This is a genomic window from Dermacoccus abyssi (assembly GCF_003515945.1).
GTDB lineage: Bacteria > Actinomycetota > Actinomycetes > Actinomycetales > Dermatophilaceae > Dermacoccus > Dermacoccus abyssi.
On record NZ_QWLM01000024.1, the window covers coordinates 17,843 to 31,571 of the forward strand.

A 13,729-nucleotide genomic window follows, 5' to 3' on the forward strand; every position below is an offset into this window, starting at 1 on the left:
AACACGATGAAATCGACCGCTTCCCTGGCTGTCTTGGGGGTCGCCGCCGCGCTGGTCGTCAGCGGCTGTCAGAACTCCAAGGAGGACGCCGCGACGACGTCGACGAGCAGTTCCTCGACCTCGAGCGAGGTCACGATCAGCGACACCCCTCAGTCGAAATGGCCCACGACGCCACCCGGCTCGACGTCGACCTCTTCCTCCTCGTCGAGCAGTTCCTCGTCGACGTCGGGCACGACGAGCGCTTCCTCGGCGAGCAGCGTGAAGCCAACCAGTCCACGGGAGATTGCCAAGGCCGCAGAGCCGACCGCCAAGAAGTTCATGACGGCTTTCTTCGCCACGGACGGGGTGAGTCAGGACGCCTGGGCGAAGAAGGTTTCCGCCTACACCGACGAGGCCTTCGGTGCCCGCCTGTCTGGCGAGGGCCTGGAGCGGCTGCCGCACGGCGAAAAGGTGACCGGCTCCGCGCGCCTGCTGTGGGTCTCAGAGCAGGACCCGACCGCGCAGTATTTCGTGCCCACCAGCAACGGCGGCTACACCGTCACGATGCAGCTGACCACGAACGCGGGTGAGGTCACCAACCTCGCGATGGGTAACACCGACGAGATCGGAGACTAGAGCCTTCCGACCGGGAGCGCTGATTGAATCTGCCAGGAGCAGCCCCGGCAGGCCTGGTCCTGGGCAAGTCCGGCCATTGGGGCAAACGGATAGGTCTGGGCTTCGCACGCGCTGAAGAGGGCATTCCCGCCGCTGCGATCCTCGCCTCACCGTTCCGCCACTCTTGCTCGACGGAATACGCTACCCTTCTTCCGTGCCCACACGGGCCGAATCTCGACCCGATGTAGCATAATTTCGCAGAATCACCACATACTGCCGCATGGCAATTCATGGCGGGGGAGGGAATGAGAGAAAAGCGGGTTATATTCGGAATTATCCTTCTCGTGTCGACATTGGCGTCAACCTTTCTCTTCCTGTACGCGACCTCGGGCGACCCGATGGAGCGATGCATGATGAAATCTCCAGATATCTCAAATGAAATGACCAGTTTCTCATACAGGTCAGATTGGAAATCATTTTCATACATTTGCCGGGTGTCTGAGGGACCGGGTGGCGCCTTCATAGACTACGAGATCCCGCTGTTGAGTCAGCTTGAATGAATGGAGAATGACCATGAACATGAAGTACCTGGCCGCTACTGGCTTAGTGACTGCGCTCGGGGTTTCCATATCGACGCCCGCCATCTCTAAATCTGTACCTACGGACAGTGCGAAAGATGCAACTGTCCAGCGCGTCGGCGAGATGCAGCTCATTTACAAGCAAGGGAAACCCGCATCATATGCCTACGAACTGCTTCAGCAGTCCTCCGCAACGGACCCTATCGAGATTCATTTCAAATCTGGCGAGTGGTCTGGCGGTTCGGTTCTAACCGGCGATTCTCCACGCGCGCGAGCCGCCCTTAAGGCATTCCTTGCTAACGCCAAGTCAGCAAAGGGGAAGGGCCCGATCGTCGGCGTTGGCTCTACGTCCGCTTCTCTAACGAAGGGTCGCCTTGCCGAGGAAGGGGGGGTGCGACAAAAGGGGGCGTATGCCGCGGTCGTGAAGTCCACCGCCGCTCCAGCGACTCAAGATCTCACCGCAGCGACTGCGTCTGAGTGCAAAACGAATTGCGACTTCTGGATCAACAACGCGTCCAATGTGCCAAGTGTTCCGACTAATGGCAGACTGAATCAATTCCGCATGCAGGGCTTCTTTGAGGTCACCGAACACACCATTCACGGCCTCGGAAAGTATGGGTACCCCGCAAAGGTCCACCGTGACGCAAGCGGAAAACCTTCATCAATTCGCCCCTCGTACATCTATGAGCACGACTATAAGGTGAACGCAAACGGTTACGCTGCGAAGCAGACCGCCGTTCAATGGGAAACAAATCTGCCAGGTGCCTACCTAGACACCGACGCGGCCGGCCTGGAAATTGGCAATGGCGCCAAGATTGAGTACACCGTGGGCAGCCTGTTCACTTGGACTTTCGACTCAAAAAAAACATACACTATCACGACATACGGTCTAGCAGACAAGGCCACCGCCAACTCTAGCTCGGCACAACTTACCGCATCGGTCATTCCGAACGACGGTGGCAGGAGCAAGGCTCAGGCGGCGCTTAAGGGTGGTTGCAGTTTCGGCCTCGTTCCACCTGTCAGTGCCCCCGGAGTTCCCCCCGCATACGTCGCCACAGGAATCGGACCCGGGGATGTAGCCTGGTGTGGCGGAATCGGCAACCTCGTCAACCCTTCCTACGTTAGAAACGAAAGCCTTATCATGACACCGCCCAAATTCTTCCCCGTCAAATATTCAGGCACTTGTTACGATTGGACCCACCGAAAGGGGTACACGTCTTGCTGACGTCGGTATAGCCGCACAAGCTCGAGGTCCCCTCCTGGATTCAATCAACGTCTCCGGTCAGTACAACTAGGTGACTCGCAGAAGTGCGAGGGGGCGGTGATTCCAATGGAATCGCCGCCCCCTCTCCTCGTAAGGCTGAGTACGCCTACATAGCATCATCGTCGGATCGGACCTCCCTGGCGGGGGTCGCCGCCTCGCTCGTCATCATCACGACGGTTCCGCGAGGGCTGCACAGGCTTCGAGCTGCTCTTCGTTCCACGCCGTGAGCGCAGGTCTACCAGCACGTCTTGCAGGTTTTCTCGCGCCTTCGTGGCGGGGGCCGGCTCAGGGCGTTGGCCGTGGTCGGTGAGAGCGTCATGCAGTCGAGCAAGCTGCTGGGCTGCCTCGAGGTCGCTCGTTCCCGTCGCTGGTTCGTGCGTCTCGTGGTCCCACTTCAGTGCGCGTGCGATGACGTCGCCGTAGAGCGATCGGGCGTAGTGGTCGTAGGCGTCGGTGTCGTCACGTGAGGTGAATAGCACGGTCGCGGCGTCGATTTCCGCTTCCCAGTGCTGGGGCGGCAGTTCCGCAATGACGGCCGCGATCTGCTTGAGCGCGGTGATGCGCGTGGGAATGTCCGCGCGATCCAAGTCATGCTCCTGGGCGATGTCGAGCGCGACGAAACGGGACGCGACGGGGTTCTGATCGCGCATGGCGAGCATCGCGCGCATGACGTCGGGCGTTTCGGCCCACATGTCCGCGAGGTCCTTGCCCCCCATGACAGGGAAGGCGCGGGCGGTCATGCCGCGTTCGTGGAACGCGGTCGTGTCCTTGGCCAGCGCGCGACGTCCAGCCTTGTCGTTGTCCTTCGCCAACCAGATCGTGCCCGCCTCGGTGCGCGCGGCGTAGGCGGTGAGCTGGTCGACCTGGCTCGCGGTGAAACCTCCCGTTCCGCCTGCCACACCGATGACCTCGCCGTTACCGGCGAGTGTGGCGGCGATGGCGTCCATCGGTCCTTCGACACCCACCACGTCGGGGTGGGCGCCCCCGGCGATCATGCGCCCTTCGTGCAGACCGAACAGCGTGTTGCCCTTGGTGAAGACCTTCGTCGAGGGGGTGTTGAGGTACTTGGCGGGGTGCTGCCCGCTTAGGTCGCGTCCGTTGAAGCCCACGAGCGTCCCTTCGTGGTCGTGGATGCCGATGAGGGCACGGTTGACGAACACGTCCTCGAGGCGTCCGTAACGCCACTTCGACAAGCCGGCGTCGATCAGCTCGTCCGCCTCAGCGCCGTGCTGCTCCGTGAGGTGACGGGTCAACGCGCTGCGGTCGGAGCCCGCGTGGCCTACGAGGTAGGTGCTGTCGCTCAGGTCGGTGCCGAACCGGCCACGCAGGTAGTCCTGGCTCGCTGAGCCGTCGTATGCGGCTACGTAGAAGCGGCCTGCCTCGGCCGTGAGGTCGACGATGCGTGCACGGCTCGTGCCGGTCTCTACCTCGGGCGTGGCCAGGGCCGCGATGTCGGCGGTGTCGAACGGCAGGCGCTCCTCATCCTCGGGCGGTGCGTCGAGGTCCCCCAGCGCAGGTGCGTCGTCGAAGTCGGCGGGCGCGACGGGCACGGCACGCTCGTCGCGGGAGGTGTCGTCGTCCCGCTGGGCGGCAACCTGGGACAGGAAGGCCTCGACGTCGCTGTCGAGCAGATCGTCCTCGGTGATGATGTCTTCGGCTGCGGGCGGGCTGGTCAGGTCTGCGACACGCAGCGCGAGGATGGTGGCCAGCGCGCTTGCTTCGAGGCGCGGGTGTTCGTCGTCGCTCGGCTCGAAGCTGGGCAGCATGTCCCGACCGATGAGGTCTAGGGCGCGTGTGATGACGTCCTGCCCGGACAGGCCCGTGGTGTCACTGGCGCGGTTGACGGACGCGACGAGGCTGGGCCAGTGCGCGTCGGTCATGACGCCCATCCCGACCCCTTCGGGCAGCTGCTCCACGAGGGCGCCGCTCCAGTTGGGGCGCAGACGCGTCGCACCGGACCCGCTCGTGGCACTGGTCGCGATTGCCGGTTCGAGGACGCGTTCCAGGCGGAACCACAGCGCGGCGGCCGCGTAGTCACTCGGCAGCGGCTTCGACGCGATCGCCTCACGCAGATGCTCGTGCACGGGCAGGCGCGCGCCGAGCGCGAGGTCGAGGCGTTGGGCAAGCACTGGCCACCACACGTCGTTGAGGACTTCGGGGGCGCTGGCCTTCAAAGCCTCGACGAAGGCTGCTCCGTGGCGAGTGGTGCCGCCAGCGAGTCGCTCATATCGCTCCTCGAGCTTGCGCTGGTAGCGACGCTCGCGCGCGTTCGGGTGAGCGGGTCCAGCCACGCTCGTGTCATCGTCGGGCACGTCGTGCGCGCTGCGCCATGCGAGCAAATCATCCGCGAGGCGTGCGTGCTTGATGTAGATATCCCGTGCCCATTCGGGCACGGTCTCGTCGTCCCAACCTGCCACGATGGTGTTGAGGTCTTCGCGGCAGGTCACGACGAGTTCGCGGCGCTCATGCAGCCACGCACCGTGTTGAGCGTCGCTGCTCAGTCGGCTGGGAAGGGCGGGCAGCCATGGCAGCGGTCCGCCGCTGCGCTCCGTTTCAGGGTCGAGGCGCCAGTCGAGGACCGCAGCGAGGTCACGGGCCGAGCCGAGTTCACGCGCGGCCACAGCGCTACGCAGATCCTCCAGTCCGTCGCGGCCGTCGAGGTCACGCAACGCGACGTTGCCGAGCAGCGTTTCCCATGCGGGGGCCTCGCTCACACCGGGCGCGAGGCGTTCGGCTTCAGCGGTGATCGCGTCGCGCCGCTCGTCGCTTATCGCGCGCGTCGCGGACAGCAGGACCGCGTCACTGTAGCGTTCGGCCGCCAGCTTCAGCCACGTGCGGGGGTCGTTCTGCTCCCGCTGTTCGCTCGTGGCCGAGACCTGCGAGCCATCGCGGGCGAGGATTCCCTCGAGAATCTCCGTCGCCACGCGCGGGTTGATGCGATCTTCCCGCAGCATTCCGTGCGGGTCACCATCGGTACCCATCGGAACGAACACCCGGTTCATGTCGGTGCCGCGTGACATCCCGACGTAGAGCAGCTGACGTGTCTCCTCGCCGCGCGCGAGCACGAACGAGGAGTGAACAGTCTGGCCTTGAGCGCCGTGGATGGTCGAGGCGTAGCCCAGGTCGACGTTCGCGCCGACGTACGAGGCAGGCAGCGTGATGACATTGCCGAGCTTCTCGTGACGAGCGGTCACGTCACCGTCTTCGGTGATCTCCATGACCTGCCAACGGTCACCGTTCTTCACGAAATCAGTGAGCGAAACCGGCAACCGGCGATCGTTCAAACGGGTCACGATCACGTCGCCCGCCGAGGCCCGAAGGCCTCCCTCGAGGATGACCTCACGCTCGGTCGAGACCTTGCCCTCTTGGATGCGTTCAGCGCGCGCACGCGCGTTCAGCGCACGGACGGTGTCGTTGCTGTACGCCAGCATGAGGGCCGCTTCGTCGGCGTCGCTGACGCTCTTCCACGCCGCGTAGACGGCGTCTTCAATGTCGCCGTCTGCCGTCACACGCACACGATCGTGATCGACATAGAAACCCAACGCCTTCGACTGACCGTCGCGTAGCGAAAGGGTTGCAGCAGCTTCGGCGGGGTCCTTGAAGCGCACGAGCTCACTGAGCGTGATCGCTCCGGCGTCGGCCGCGATGTCGCGCAGAACACCGCCCGCCGAGACGGACGCGAGTTGCTGATCGTCACCGATGAGTCGAACCACGGCGTCACGTGAACGCGCGAACTCAACCAAACGGGCCAGGTCTTGCGTGCTGGCCATGCCCGCCTCGTCGACGATGAGCATGGTGCCCGCGCCGATCTGGCGCATCCACTCCGGCTCGTTCTGCTCAGGATGGTCGAGGTGGAAGACGAGCTTCGCCAACGTGTCAGCACGGGTACCGATAGAGGCTCCCAACTCCATCGCGGCCACAGCCGTAGGCGCGAACCCAACGACGCCGCCGCCCGCCCGCGACGCACCTTCGACCTGGGGGTATGCGTCCTGCCAGGCACGCGCCAGCACTCGCATCGACGTCGTTTTACCCGAGCCGGCCGGTGCCAACGCAAGCTGCAGGAACTTCTCCTGCGTGGCCATCTCGGTCACCAACTGAGTCTGCGCCGCGTTCAGGCTCTTGCCGTTTGCGACGGACTCCAGCAGCGCCACGGCCACGATGTCATCAGTCACCGCATGAACACTTCGACGGTGGCTTGCGTCGATGATGTCGCGCTCACAGCGCAGCATTGCCTCGGTCGTGAAAAGTCGCGATCGAGGCCGTTCGTACATCGAGGAGCCGTCACTCAAACGAACCGACGCCGGTTCGCTCACCGGGTCAACAGGGTCCAGTCGAACAACATCAGCACCGCCCTGACAGGCCGCGACAACGCTCACCACCGTGTCCTGCTCAACGCTGGGATCAAGTTCCAAGGAGCGCACGCGACGCTGCGCCTCGGCTGTCAGGTGGTCGACCTGGAAGCGTGCTCGCTGACGCTCAACGTCGCGCACAATCTGCGCGGCGAGGTCTTCCACCTCGCGCCCATCCAGTCGGCGGGAACGGCGAACACCCGACGTTATGACATTCGAAAGAATGCCCTCGACGCGGTCAACGTCGCCCTGCTCGGCCTCGAAGATCGCTGCCCTCCAGGCGATCCGCTGCTCCTCCTCGGAGCGCGGCTCATGTTTCGCCTCGCGCGTTTCGAGCGTGGCCTGCTGGAACAGATCGAGTGACTCCTTGGGGGTCGGCGCGCGCCCATGCGTGGCCCGGAACTCGCCCTGAAGCTCTCCAGCACGGGCCTCGATCATGGCACGTCGCGACGAGAAGCGCTCGTTCCACTCCGCTGGAATCCCATCGATTTCCCGGACAGGGCGCTTGCCTCGCCCTTCCTCGCGTGCGCTGAATCTCACGCCCAAGCGCGCGTTCATTTCCCTCTCGAGGAGGGTGTTGTACCGCTCCGAGGCTGCCACGGTCGCCTTGTAGAGCACCTGGCCGTCGACGGCCAACCACTTGCCGTCCTCGCGCGCTTGAACCTTGTTGGAGATCGCAACGTGAGTGTGAAGGTCCGGCTCTCCAGAGCGCGAGTCACGGTGGACAAACGCCGCCGCAATCAGTCCGTTCGTCTCGACGTGACGCACCCCATTTCGGCCGCGTCGGGTGTAAATGACCTCCTGCTCAAGCCACCGCATCGTCTCTCGAACCGCGCTGTCATGCGCTTCGCTGACAGCCCGTGAGGTGTCTGCGTCGCCCAGAGCCCACAGCACTGACACGCTCTTGACCGGGGAAAAGGTGAGGTCGTACCCCGCGACCTGCTGCTTCTGAGGGCGCGTCGAGCGCGCGATGTGCGTGTTCAGCTCCCGCTCATCCGGTACCCGCCCATACTCCCTCTGGAACGTCTCCACGCCCACCTCGGTGCGGATGCGGGCACGGACCTCGGGGGGAACCTTTGCGTTCCAGGAGAGGCCTTCATCCTTCAGCCAAGCCTGATACCGCTGCGCCGTTTCCTGGACAAACTCGGACGACTCGTCATCGAGGACCCGAAACACCTGGCCCAACTGAGAAGCCTTGAGTGCATCAGTGGGCGCTACACCAGCGTCGATCTTGTCGGCGAAGATCGCGTCCGCGTTCGGGTGCCGTCCCTCTCCGAAGAGAGCCTTCATCTGAGCCTCGGTGACCACATCTCCCGACGTGACTCCGCCGAGACTGCCCAGGCCCGATCCCATCCAACGACCCGGAGACTCGCCCTTCGACGAGTAGTAATCCGCAAGCTCCTTCGCGCCGACCTCTGTCGAGTCGTGAGCAGCAGTCTGCCGGGTCAGATACGTGTAACCCGACCCGGCAGACAACTTGTGCAGACCCATCATGGGGCGTTCACCACCGCACTCGACCGCGCCGAGAGAGCGTCAATCTGCCGCGCCATCACGCGCTCAGACGGGTCTCTCAGGGGGCTCATAAACACCAGTATCCCGGCATTGCGACCATGATGCAAGAGGTGTGTGCTCCTTGCGCCGTCGATTTTCTATCATTCGGTGACGTCATCTCAGTCACTCGGATTGACGATTCGGGGTTCTGCCTCGGTGGTCCGACCGCTCTTCGTCGCGTTGTCGGTGACTCGTGCGAGACTGGAACCGTTCGATTGGCTTCGACATCGAAGGTGAGGTTCCACGATGGCTGGAAAGACGAGATCGGTCTCCGCTCGCGAACGCGCTCGAAGTCGTCGCGCTGAACTCGAAGAGAAGCGACGGGCGCAACGTGAACTGATTGAGGAACACCAGGTCGCCTACTTCGCGGCTGAGGACGACGTTGCCGCCTTCGATCGCAAGATCGAGGCCAAGCGAGCCGAACTCGCGGAACTGGAGTCGAGGCGAGACGACGAGACCCAGGACGCACGTGACCGCCAGACGCTGGCCATGGGCGCCCTCGTCGTCGAGGCTGGGCAGCCGATCGAAGACGTTGCGATCCTGCTCGACGTCACGACGGCGGAAGTGAAGCGCGCCCGCACCGCTTACAACAAGCGCGCGGACGTCGCGACTGACTCTCCAGAGGCGCCCGCGACGGCTGACGGCGACGGTGAGGGAAGCCATGAGGGCTGATCGCCACATCGAGGCGACCTGGGATGCGAATCGAGAAGTCACCCTCGAAGGGGTCGAGGAGGACTCTCCCGAGCGCGTCCATCTACGTTCCGATGATGAGATCGCTCAGTGGCTCGGCGTCACCCCGGTCGAAGCTCCGAAGATCAGCGAAGACCTCATCGAACGCGCCACACGCGACCCCTCTTCCGATGAGCGCGTGACGAGCATCAGCGATCGCGTGACGAGCACCGAGACACCTCACGACGCGCGCCAAGAGGACGAGGAGACACTGCGGGAAGTGCGCTGGGCGGAGTACCAGGCTGAGGAAGTCACCTCCGACGCAGCAGCGACCACCAGCGTCAAGGATGATGCGCAGGCAGCAATCGCGCGCAGCCTTGCCTCCGACGCGCGGTCGGGCGTCGCACGAGGAGCATCGCCCACTGCCATTCGTGCGACGAGCACCCAAGCTCGCACTGCCGGTGAGGTGGCACAGAACGAGGCCGACGAGCACCATCGTCTTGAGCTTGCGGCCGGAGACCCCTCGACGCGACGCGGACTGAATGCCGTCGCCAGCGTAGAAGCGCGCGCGAGAGCGCAAGCCGAGACGAAAGCGCATCGCGCCCCGACCTGGGCCGACCGGCACGACTACGCACCGCGTCACGAAGTCGACGGCATCCGACAGGAGGCGCGCTGATGTACCCCACCAGCCATCGACGAGACAGCGACCCGCTCAGCACCATCTTTCCGCTGATCATCATGGCAAGCACCTTCGTCGCTGTTCTTCTCGTCAAAGCAACGATTGCGCTCATGCGCTGCGCGTTCGCTCGCTATCGAGCACGACAGGACCGACAGCGGGTCGCGACGCAGCCTCACGTCCCTCCCGGTTACTTCGTTCCCACCAACTCGCGATAGACCGAACGCGATGGTGACGATGAGCCACGCCGGTCACGCACTGCTCGAACGTGCAGTACGTGATGAGAAGGTGCGCGCTCGCTACAGCGCAAAGATCCTCACCGCTCCCGGCATCAGCTGCGCCTACTGGTGCGGCTCCCTGTCACCGAAGGGCCACGGACGATTCTGGGTCGGCAACGCGCGCGACGAGGCGGGCGTACTACGCGACGTGTGCGTCATCTCCCACCGCTTCGGTTGGGCAGTCGCACACGGCATCGACAGCCTCGACCGCGTGCCCGTACTCGCGCACATCTGCGATGAGCCCTCCTGCCAAAACGTCGAGCACCTGACACCCTCATCGTGGGCCGACAACCTCGAAGACTGGCAACGGCGCCGCTCCACACCCCGCTCCCCCCTGCGTGACACGCGCGGCCCCGGAGGGCGAGCACGAGCGATCCGCGCGGCCCTGCTCGCCGGTCTCACCCTCACGCCCATCCTCGAAGCCGGACACGACGAACTCAGTCGCGACCAACTCGAACTGTTCTGAAAGGGGGCCCATGTCTCTCACCTTGCACGTGCGCGACGACGGCACCGTTCACCTCAACGGCGCACCCGTGGAGGTGCCGAGCGGTGTTAGCCCCTTCCGGGCAGGCATCGACGCGGCCAAGCGCGCGGCCGCCGCAACAAACGAAGAGATCGTGCCGCTCACCGCTCGCACCGACTCAGAAACCTTCGACCTCCTCGTTGTGCGAGGAGCGGTGGTCGACGCCGAAAGCGCACGCGCTGCCGACCCGGACAGCATCGCCGTCAAGCTGCCGACGCCTGCGCCGGCCCCGACGCAACCCGAGAACGCACCCGCCGATCAGCCCCCCGATGAGCGCGAGGACGGACCCGTTGCTGCTCCCTTTGCCAGTGAGGGCGAGCATGACGCCGCTGAGCGTTCCCCCGGTGCCGTGCCTCGGCGCGCTTTGCTCGCGGGCGCTCTCGCAGTCGGTGGAGGCCTCGGCGTGTGGGCACTGGCACGCAAGTCACCTTCCACACCTGCTCCCGCCGCGACGACGACGCGGCCGACCCCGGCGCTCCCCGGTGGGCAGGACGCTCCGGGTGGATGGTCCGAGCACGCTTCATGGGTCGTGAACGATGTTGCAGACCCGCGCCCGAGTCTCGCCATGCACGAGGGTCTCGTCATCGCGCTCACACAGCCCTCAGGCACGGGGACGCTGCGTTTGAGCGCCGTGCGGGCGGCGAACGGCGAACCCGTGTGGAACGCGCCGCTCGATGCCGGGGTGACCGTCACCACCGGCCCTACCCTCGTCACGCTCTCGGGCGAGGCGCGCGTCGTCGTCGCGACACAAGACAACGTGCTCACCTGGGACGCCTCGAGCGGCAAGCTGCGGTCCAAGATCGCGCTCCCAAGCGACACCAACAACGTCACGACGAGCGCGTTCGGCGTGTGGACCAACCACGACGAGCAGCGACAGCACAAGGCGCTCATCAACGGCGCCTTCCAGTCCTTCACGCTGCCCAAGGACAGCGCCCCACTCGGCGTCCTCGGCAAACAACTCCTCGCGGCCGACGCGAAAGGCCAGGTCTGGAAACTCACCGCCGGGAAGGCCACGGGTAAGCCGACCAAGCTCAGCGGCCCCAAGGAGCACTCCGCTGGCGCGGTCATCCTCGCGACCAAGGACCTGCTCATCACCGGATGGAACAGGGACCGCAAGCTCACGCTACGCGCCTACAACCTCACCGACCTGAAACCGAAATGGACCACAAAGGCGCAATCCGGCTGGCAGGGCTTCTTACCGGTCACGGGGGTTTCCCCCGACCACAGCTGGGCCATCGTCGCCAACCGCGTCGTCAATCTGTCCAACGGGACGATCCGCACCATCGCAAGCAAGTGGTCGACTGTAGGCATCAGTGACACCCACGCTTGGGGCGACGACGGCGGCACCATCCTCACCTGCACCAAGAACGGTCAGCTCTTGCCCGCTGCGCAGCCCCCGACCAAGGTCAACACCGCCCTCGTCAGCGGCGGAACCCCCGAGCACGTCCTGGTCACCGCCTCGGTCGGCTCCTCCTCAACGCTCTACAGCCTGCCCCGCTCGAGCGAAGGGAAGACCCGATGACCGAGTACGCCACGCTCCCTGGAGCGGTCCAGCCGCGCTTCCCTCTCGAACACCTCATCGTCACGCTGAGAGACATCGACGCCTACTACGCCTGGAGCGACAAACGGGAATGGCTCATGGACCCCGCCGACGAGGACACCTGGCTCCTGTCTCGACGAGCCTTCGTCCGCATCGGAGAACGCGCCGCAGACTCAATCCCTGATTTGCACGAGCGCCGGTCGTGTCAGTGAGATGGTCTGGAGATCTCGCCCTCCTCGAGGAACTCCTCGCCTCGCTGCCACCGCAGCGGAAAGCGCCGCGCAAAACCCCTGACGGAGAGATGGAGAAGTGACGATGCAGCCCCTAACGTTCGTCGACGGGTCGCAACTCACCGTGGAAGTGGACGAGGTCACCGTTGACCTAGTGCACCGCGACTCCACGGGTGACCTCAAGATAGGAATCACGCTCTCCCCCGTCGAAGCGCACAGCCTCAGCCAGGCCCTAGCAGCCGCCGCATTCGCAGCAGAACACCCCCATCGGTAGCCCAGCGCGGGGGGTCCTCCTACGACATGGGGTGATTCCACTGGAATCACCCCATGTGCGCGTCGGCCCACGTCTGCTCGATGCGGCGAATGGTGGCGAGACTCACACCGAAGGTCTTAGCGACCTCCTTGCGCGTAATGCCAGCCTCGCGCATCGTCACGGCGTTGGCGCGCTGCTGGGCATCGAGCTTAGGTGGCCGGCCACCCGTCTTGCCCTGCCTCCGCGCCTGCGCCAACCCTTCCCGAGTGCACTCGATGAGCACGTCACGTTTCCCACTCCGGCTGATACTCGTGTGATGGCGCCCCAGCCGCGTGGCGATGGCTCGCTACGACAAGCCGGCAGCGATGCCGCGGGAGATCTCTTCATGTTCACTCATCGTCAGGTGGCGCCGGTTCCGCGCGCGCGGCGGCGGCTTCACTCCGCCACAGCGGCGCAACAGGGTCCTGACTGGGGTCTGGCTCACACCGATCGTGCGGGCGAGAAGTCTGACCGACTCGCTCTTCGCCCACAACGCCCAAACGTTCTCTTGCTGCTCGTTCGACAATCCGGCCATGACACCCACGATCCACTAGCGGTGGTGGTGCGTTGACCGGTTGAATCCGCCTGCGTTTGAGCTGTACCTTCTCGACTGGCGTGGCGCGCGGTCGTACGCTGCGGCCGAGTGGAAGTCCCTGACCCCCCGGGTGGGGCGCCAAAATCCGTTGCGCTCTACCAGTTGCCCACGACACGCTCCTCTCATGCTGAGAGAGCGCCTTATCGCAATGTATGACGCGCAGTTGCGCGGCGACCCGGAGATGTACGACGCCCCCACGGTGACCACGATCGGCCCAGTACTCGTCGGAACGTTCCCCGTTCGCCGCCGCTGCTTCGTTACTTACCCGCCGTTTGCGATGGCGGGCAGCGAGGTGGATGACCTCATCGAAGAAGTCATTGCCCACGCCGTCGCGGACAGGTGCGTCGACCACATCAAGTGGAAGTTGCGTGAGCACGACCCCGTACCTGAGCTACTGCAGCTGCTCCGGGAGCACGGCTTCATCGTGGATGAAACTGAGACCGTGCTTGCGGGCCGCGTGGAAGACGTCATTGAGTGCGACCCGGGCGTTCCCGACGGCTACACCACTGAACGCGCTGTCACTGAGCTGGCACTACGCCAGGCCGAGCGACTGGCGGGCCAGGTCTTCGGGGACTCGCCGCAGCGAATCC

13 protein-coding genes and 2 pseudogenes are annotated in these 13,729 nt (G+C 64.6%); 10 read left to right on the forward strand and 5 right to left on the reverse strand.

The window, feature by feature from the left end; translation table 11 throughout:
* Positions 1 to 149 precede the first annotated feature (149 nt).
* Positions 150 to 320, reverse strand: a complete 171-nt coding sequence (locus D1832_RS15450; protein WP_182434813.1) for a hypothetical protein — start codon at positions 318 to 320, stop codon at positions 150 to 152.
* Here D1832_RS15450 and D1832_RS14225 point away from each other — a divergent pair.
* Together D1832_RS14225 and D1832_RS15185 are read left to right on the forward strand one after the other, a co-directional pair.
* Positions 319 to 615 (forward strand): hypothetical protein, encoded by a 297-nt coding sequence (locus tag D1832_RS14225; protein ID WP_118915008.1) that lies wholly within the window; start codon positions 319 to 321, stop codon positions 613 to 615. The genes D1832_RS15450 and D1832_RS14225 overlap by 2 nt on opposite strands.
* Before the next feature lie 552 nt (positions 616 to 1,167).
* Positions 1,168 to 2,397, forward strand: a complete 1,230-nt coding sequence (locus tag D1832_RS15185) for a hypothetical protein (RefSeq protein WP_147362733.1) — start codon at positions 1,168 to 1,170, stop codon at positions 2,395 to 2,397.
* A 155-nt stretch (positions 2,398 to 2,552) separates the two neighbouring features.
* On the opposite strand, the gene D1832_RS14230 is transcribed toward D1832_RS15185, so the two are convergent.
* Positions 2,553 to 6,608: an AAA family ATPase gene (locus tag D1832_RS14230; RefSeq protein ID WP_241511027.1), complete on the reverse strand. Its 4,056-nt coding sequence runs from the start codon at positions 6,606 to 6,608 to the stop codon at positions 2,553 to 2,555.
* A 3-nt stretch (positions 6,609 to 6,611) separates the two neighbouring features.
* Between D1832_RS14230 and D1832_RS15965 the strand changes: the two genes are divergently transcribed.
* Positions 6,612 to 7,148 (forward strand): hypothetical protein, encoded by a 537-nt coding sequence (locus tag D1832_RS15965; RefSeq protein WP_241511028.1) that lies wholly within the window; start codon positions 6,612 to 6,614, stop codon positions 7,146 to 7,148.
* Here the strand turns inward: D1832_RS15965 and mobF are convergent.
* A pseudogene (mobF, locus tag D1832_RS16285) lies at positions 7,110 to 8,279 on the reverse strand (MobF family relaxase); the annotation flags it as partial. The gene D1832_RS15965 and the pseudogene mobF overlap by 39 nt on opposite strands.
* 303 nt (positions 8,280 to 8,582) lie before the next feature.
* Here mobF and D1832_RS14235 point away from each other — a divergent pair.
* From D1832_RS14235 to D1832_RS14265, 6 genes are all read left to right on the forward strand, one after another.
* Positions 8,583 to 9,008, forward strand: a complete 426-nt coding sequence (locus D1832_RS14235) for a hypothetical protein (RefSeq protein ID WP_118915011.1) — start codon at positions 8,583 to 8,585, stop codon at positions 9,006 to 9,008.
* 217 nt (positions 9,009 to 9,225) lie between these two features.
* Positions 9,226 to 9,681 (forward strand): hypothetical protein, encoded by a 456-nt coding sequence (locus D1832_RS14240; protein ID WP_147362734.1) that lies wholly within the window; start codon positions 9,226 to 9,228, stop codon positions 9,679 to 9,681.
* 228 nt (positions 9,682 to 9,909) lie between these two features.
* Positions 9,910 to 10,425, forward strand: coding sequence for a hypothetical protein (locus tag D1832_RS14250; protein ID WP_118915016.1), 516 nt, complete (start codon positions 9,910 to 9,912; stop codon positions 10,423 to 10,425).
* A 10-nt stretch (positions 10,426 to 10,435) separates the two neighbouring features.
* Positions 10,436 to 12,004 (forward strand): hypothetical protein, encoded by a 1,569-nt coding sequence (locus D1832_RS14255; RefSeq protein ID WP_118915017.1) that lies wholly within the window; start codon positions 10,436 to 10,438, stop codon positions 12,002 to 12,004.
* The gene (locus tag D1832_RS14260) at positions 12,001 to 12,234 is read left to right on the forward strand and encodes a hypothetical protein (RefSeq protein WP_118915019.1); all 234 of its coding nucleotides are present in this window, start codon (positions 12,001 to 12,003) and stop codon (positions 12,232 to 12,234) included. Before D1832_RS14255 ends, D1832_RS14260 begins: the two co-directional genes overlap by 4 nt.
* Positions 12,235 to 12,331: 97 nt before the next feature.
* Positions 12,332 to 12,526 carry a hypothetical protein gene (locus D1832_RS14265; RefSeq protein ID WP_118915021.1) on the forward strand — a complete coding sequence of 65 codons (195 nt, stop codon included), beginning with the start codon at positions 12,332 to 12,334 and terminating at the stop codon, positions 12,524 to 12,526.
* 46 nt (positions 12,527 to 12,572) lie between these two features.
* On the opposite strand, the gene D1832_RS14270 is transcribed toward D1832_RS14265, so the two are convergent.
* Together D1832_RS14270 and D1832_RS15605 are read right to left on the reverse strand one after the other, a co-directional pair.
* Entirely contained in the window at positions 12,573 to 12,788 is a 216-nt protein-coding gene (locus D1832_RS14270) for a helix-turn-helix domain-containing protein (RefSeq protein ID WP_182434814.1), read from the reverse strand.
* A 63-nt stretch (positions 12,789 to 12,851) separates the two neighbouring features.
* Complete coding sequence (locus D1832_RS15605; protein ID WP_118915024.1) at positions 12,852 to 13,079, reverse strand: hypothetical protein; 228 nt, start codon at positions 13,077 to 13,079, stop codon at positions 12,852 to 12,854.
* A 184-nt stretch (positions 13,080 to 13,263) separates the two neighbouring features.
* Here D1832_RS15605 and D1832_RS14280 point away from each other — a divergent pair.
* Positions 13,264 to 13,729 (forward strand): annotated as a pseudogene (locus D1832_RS14280) (hypothetical protein); the annotation flags it as partial.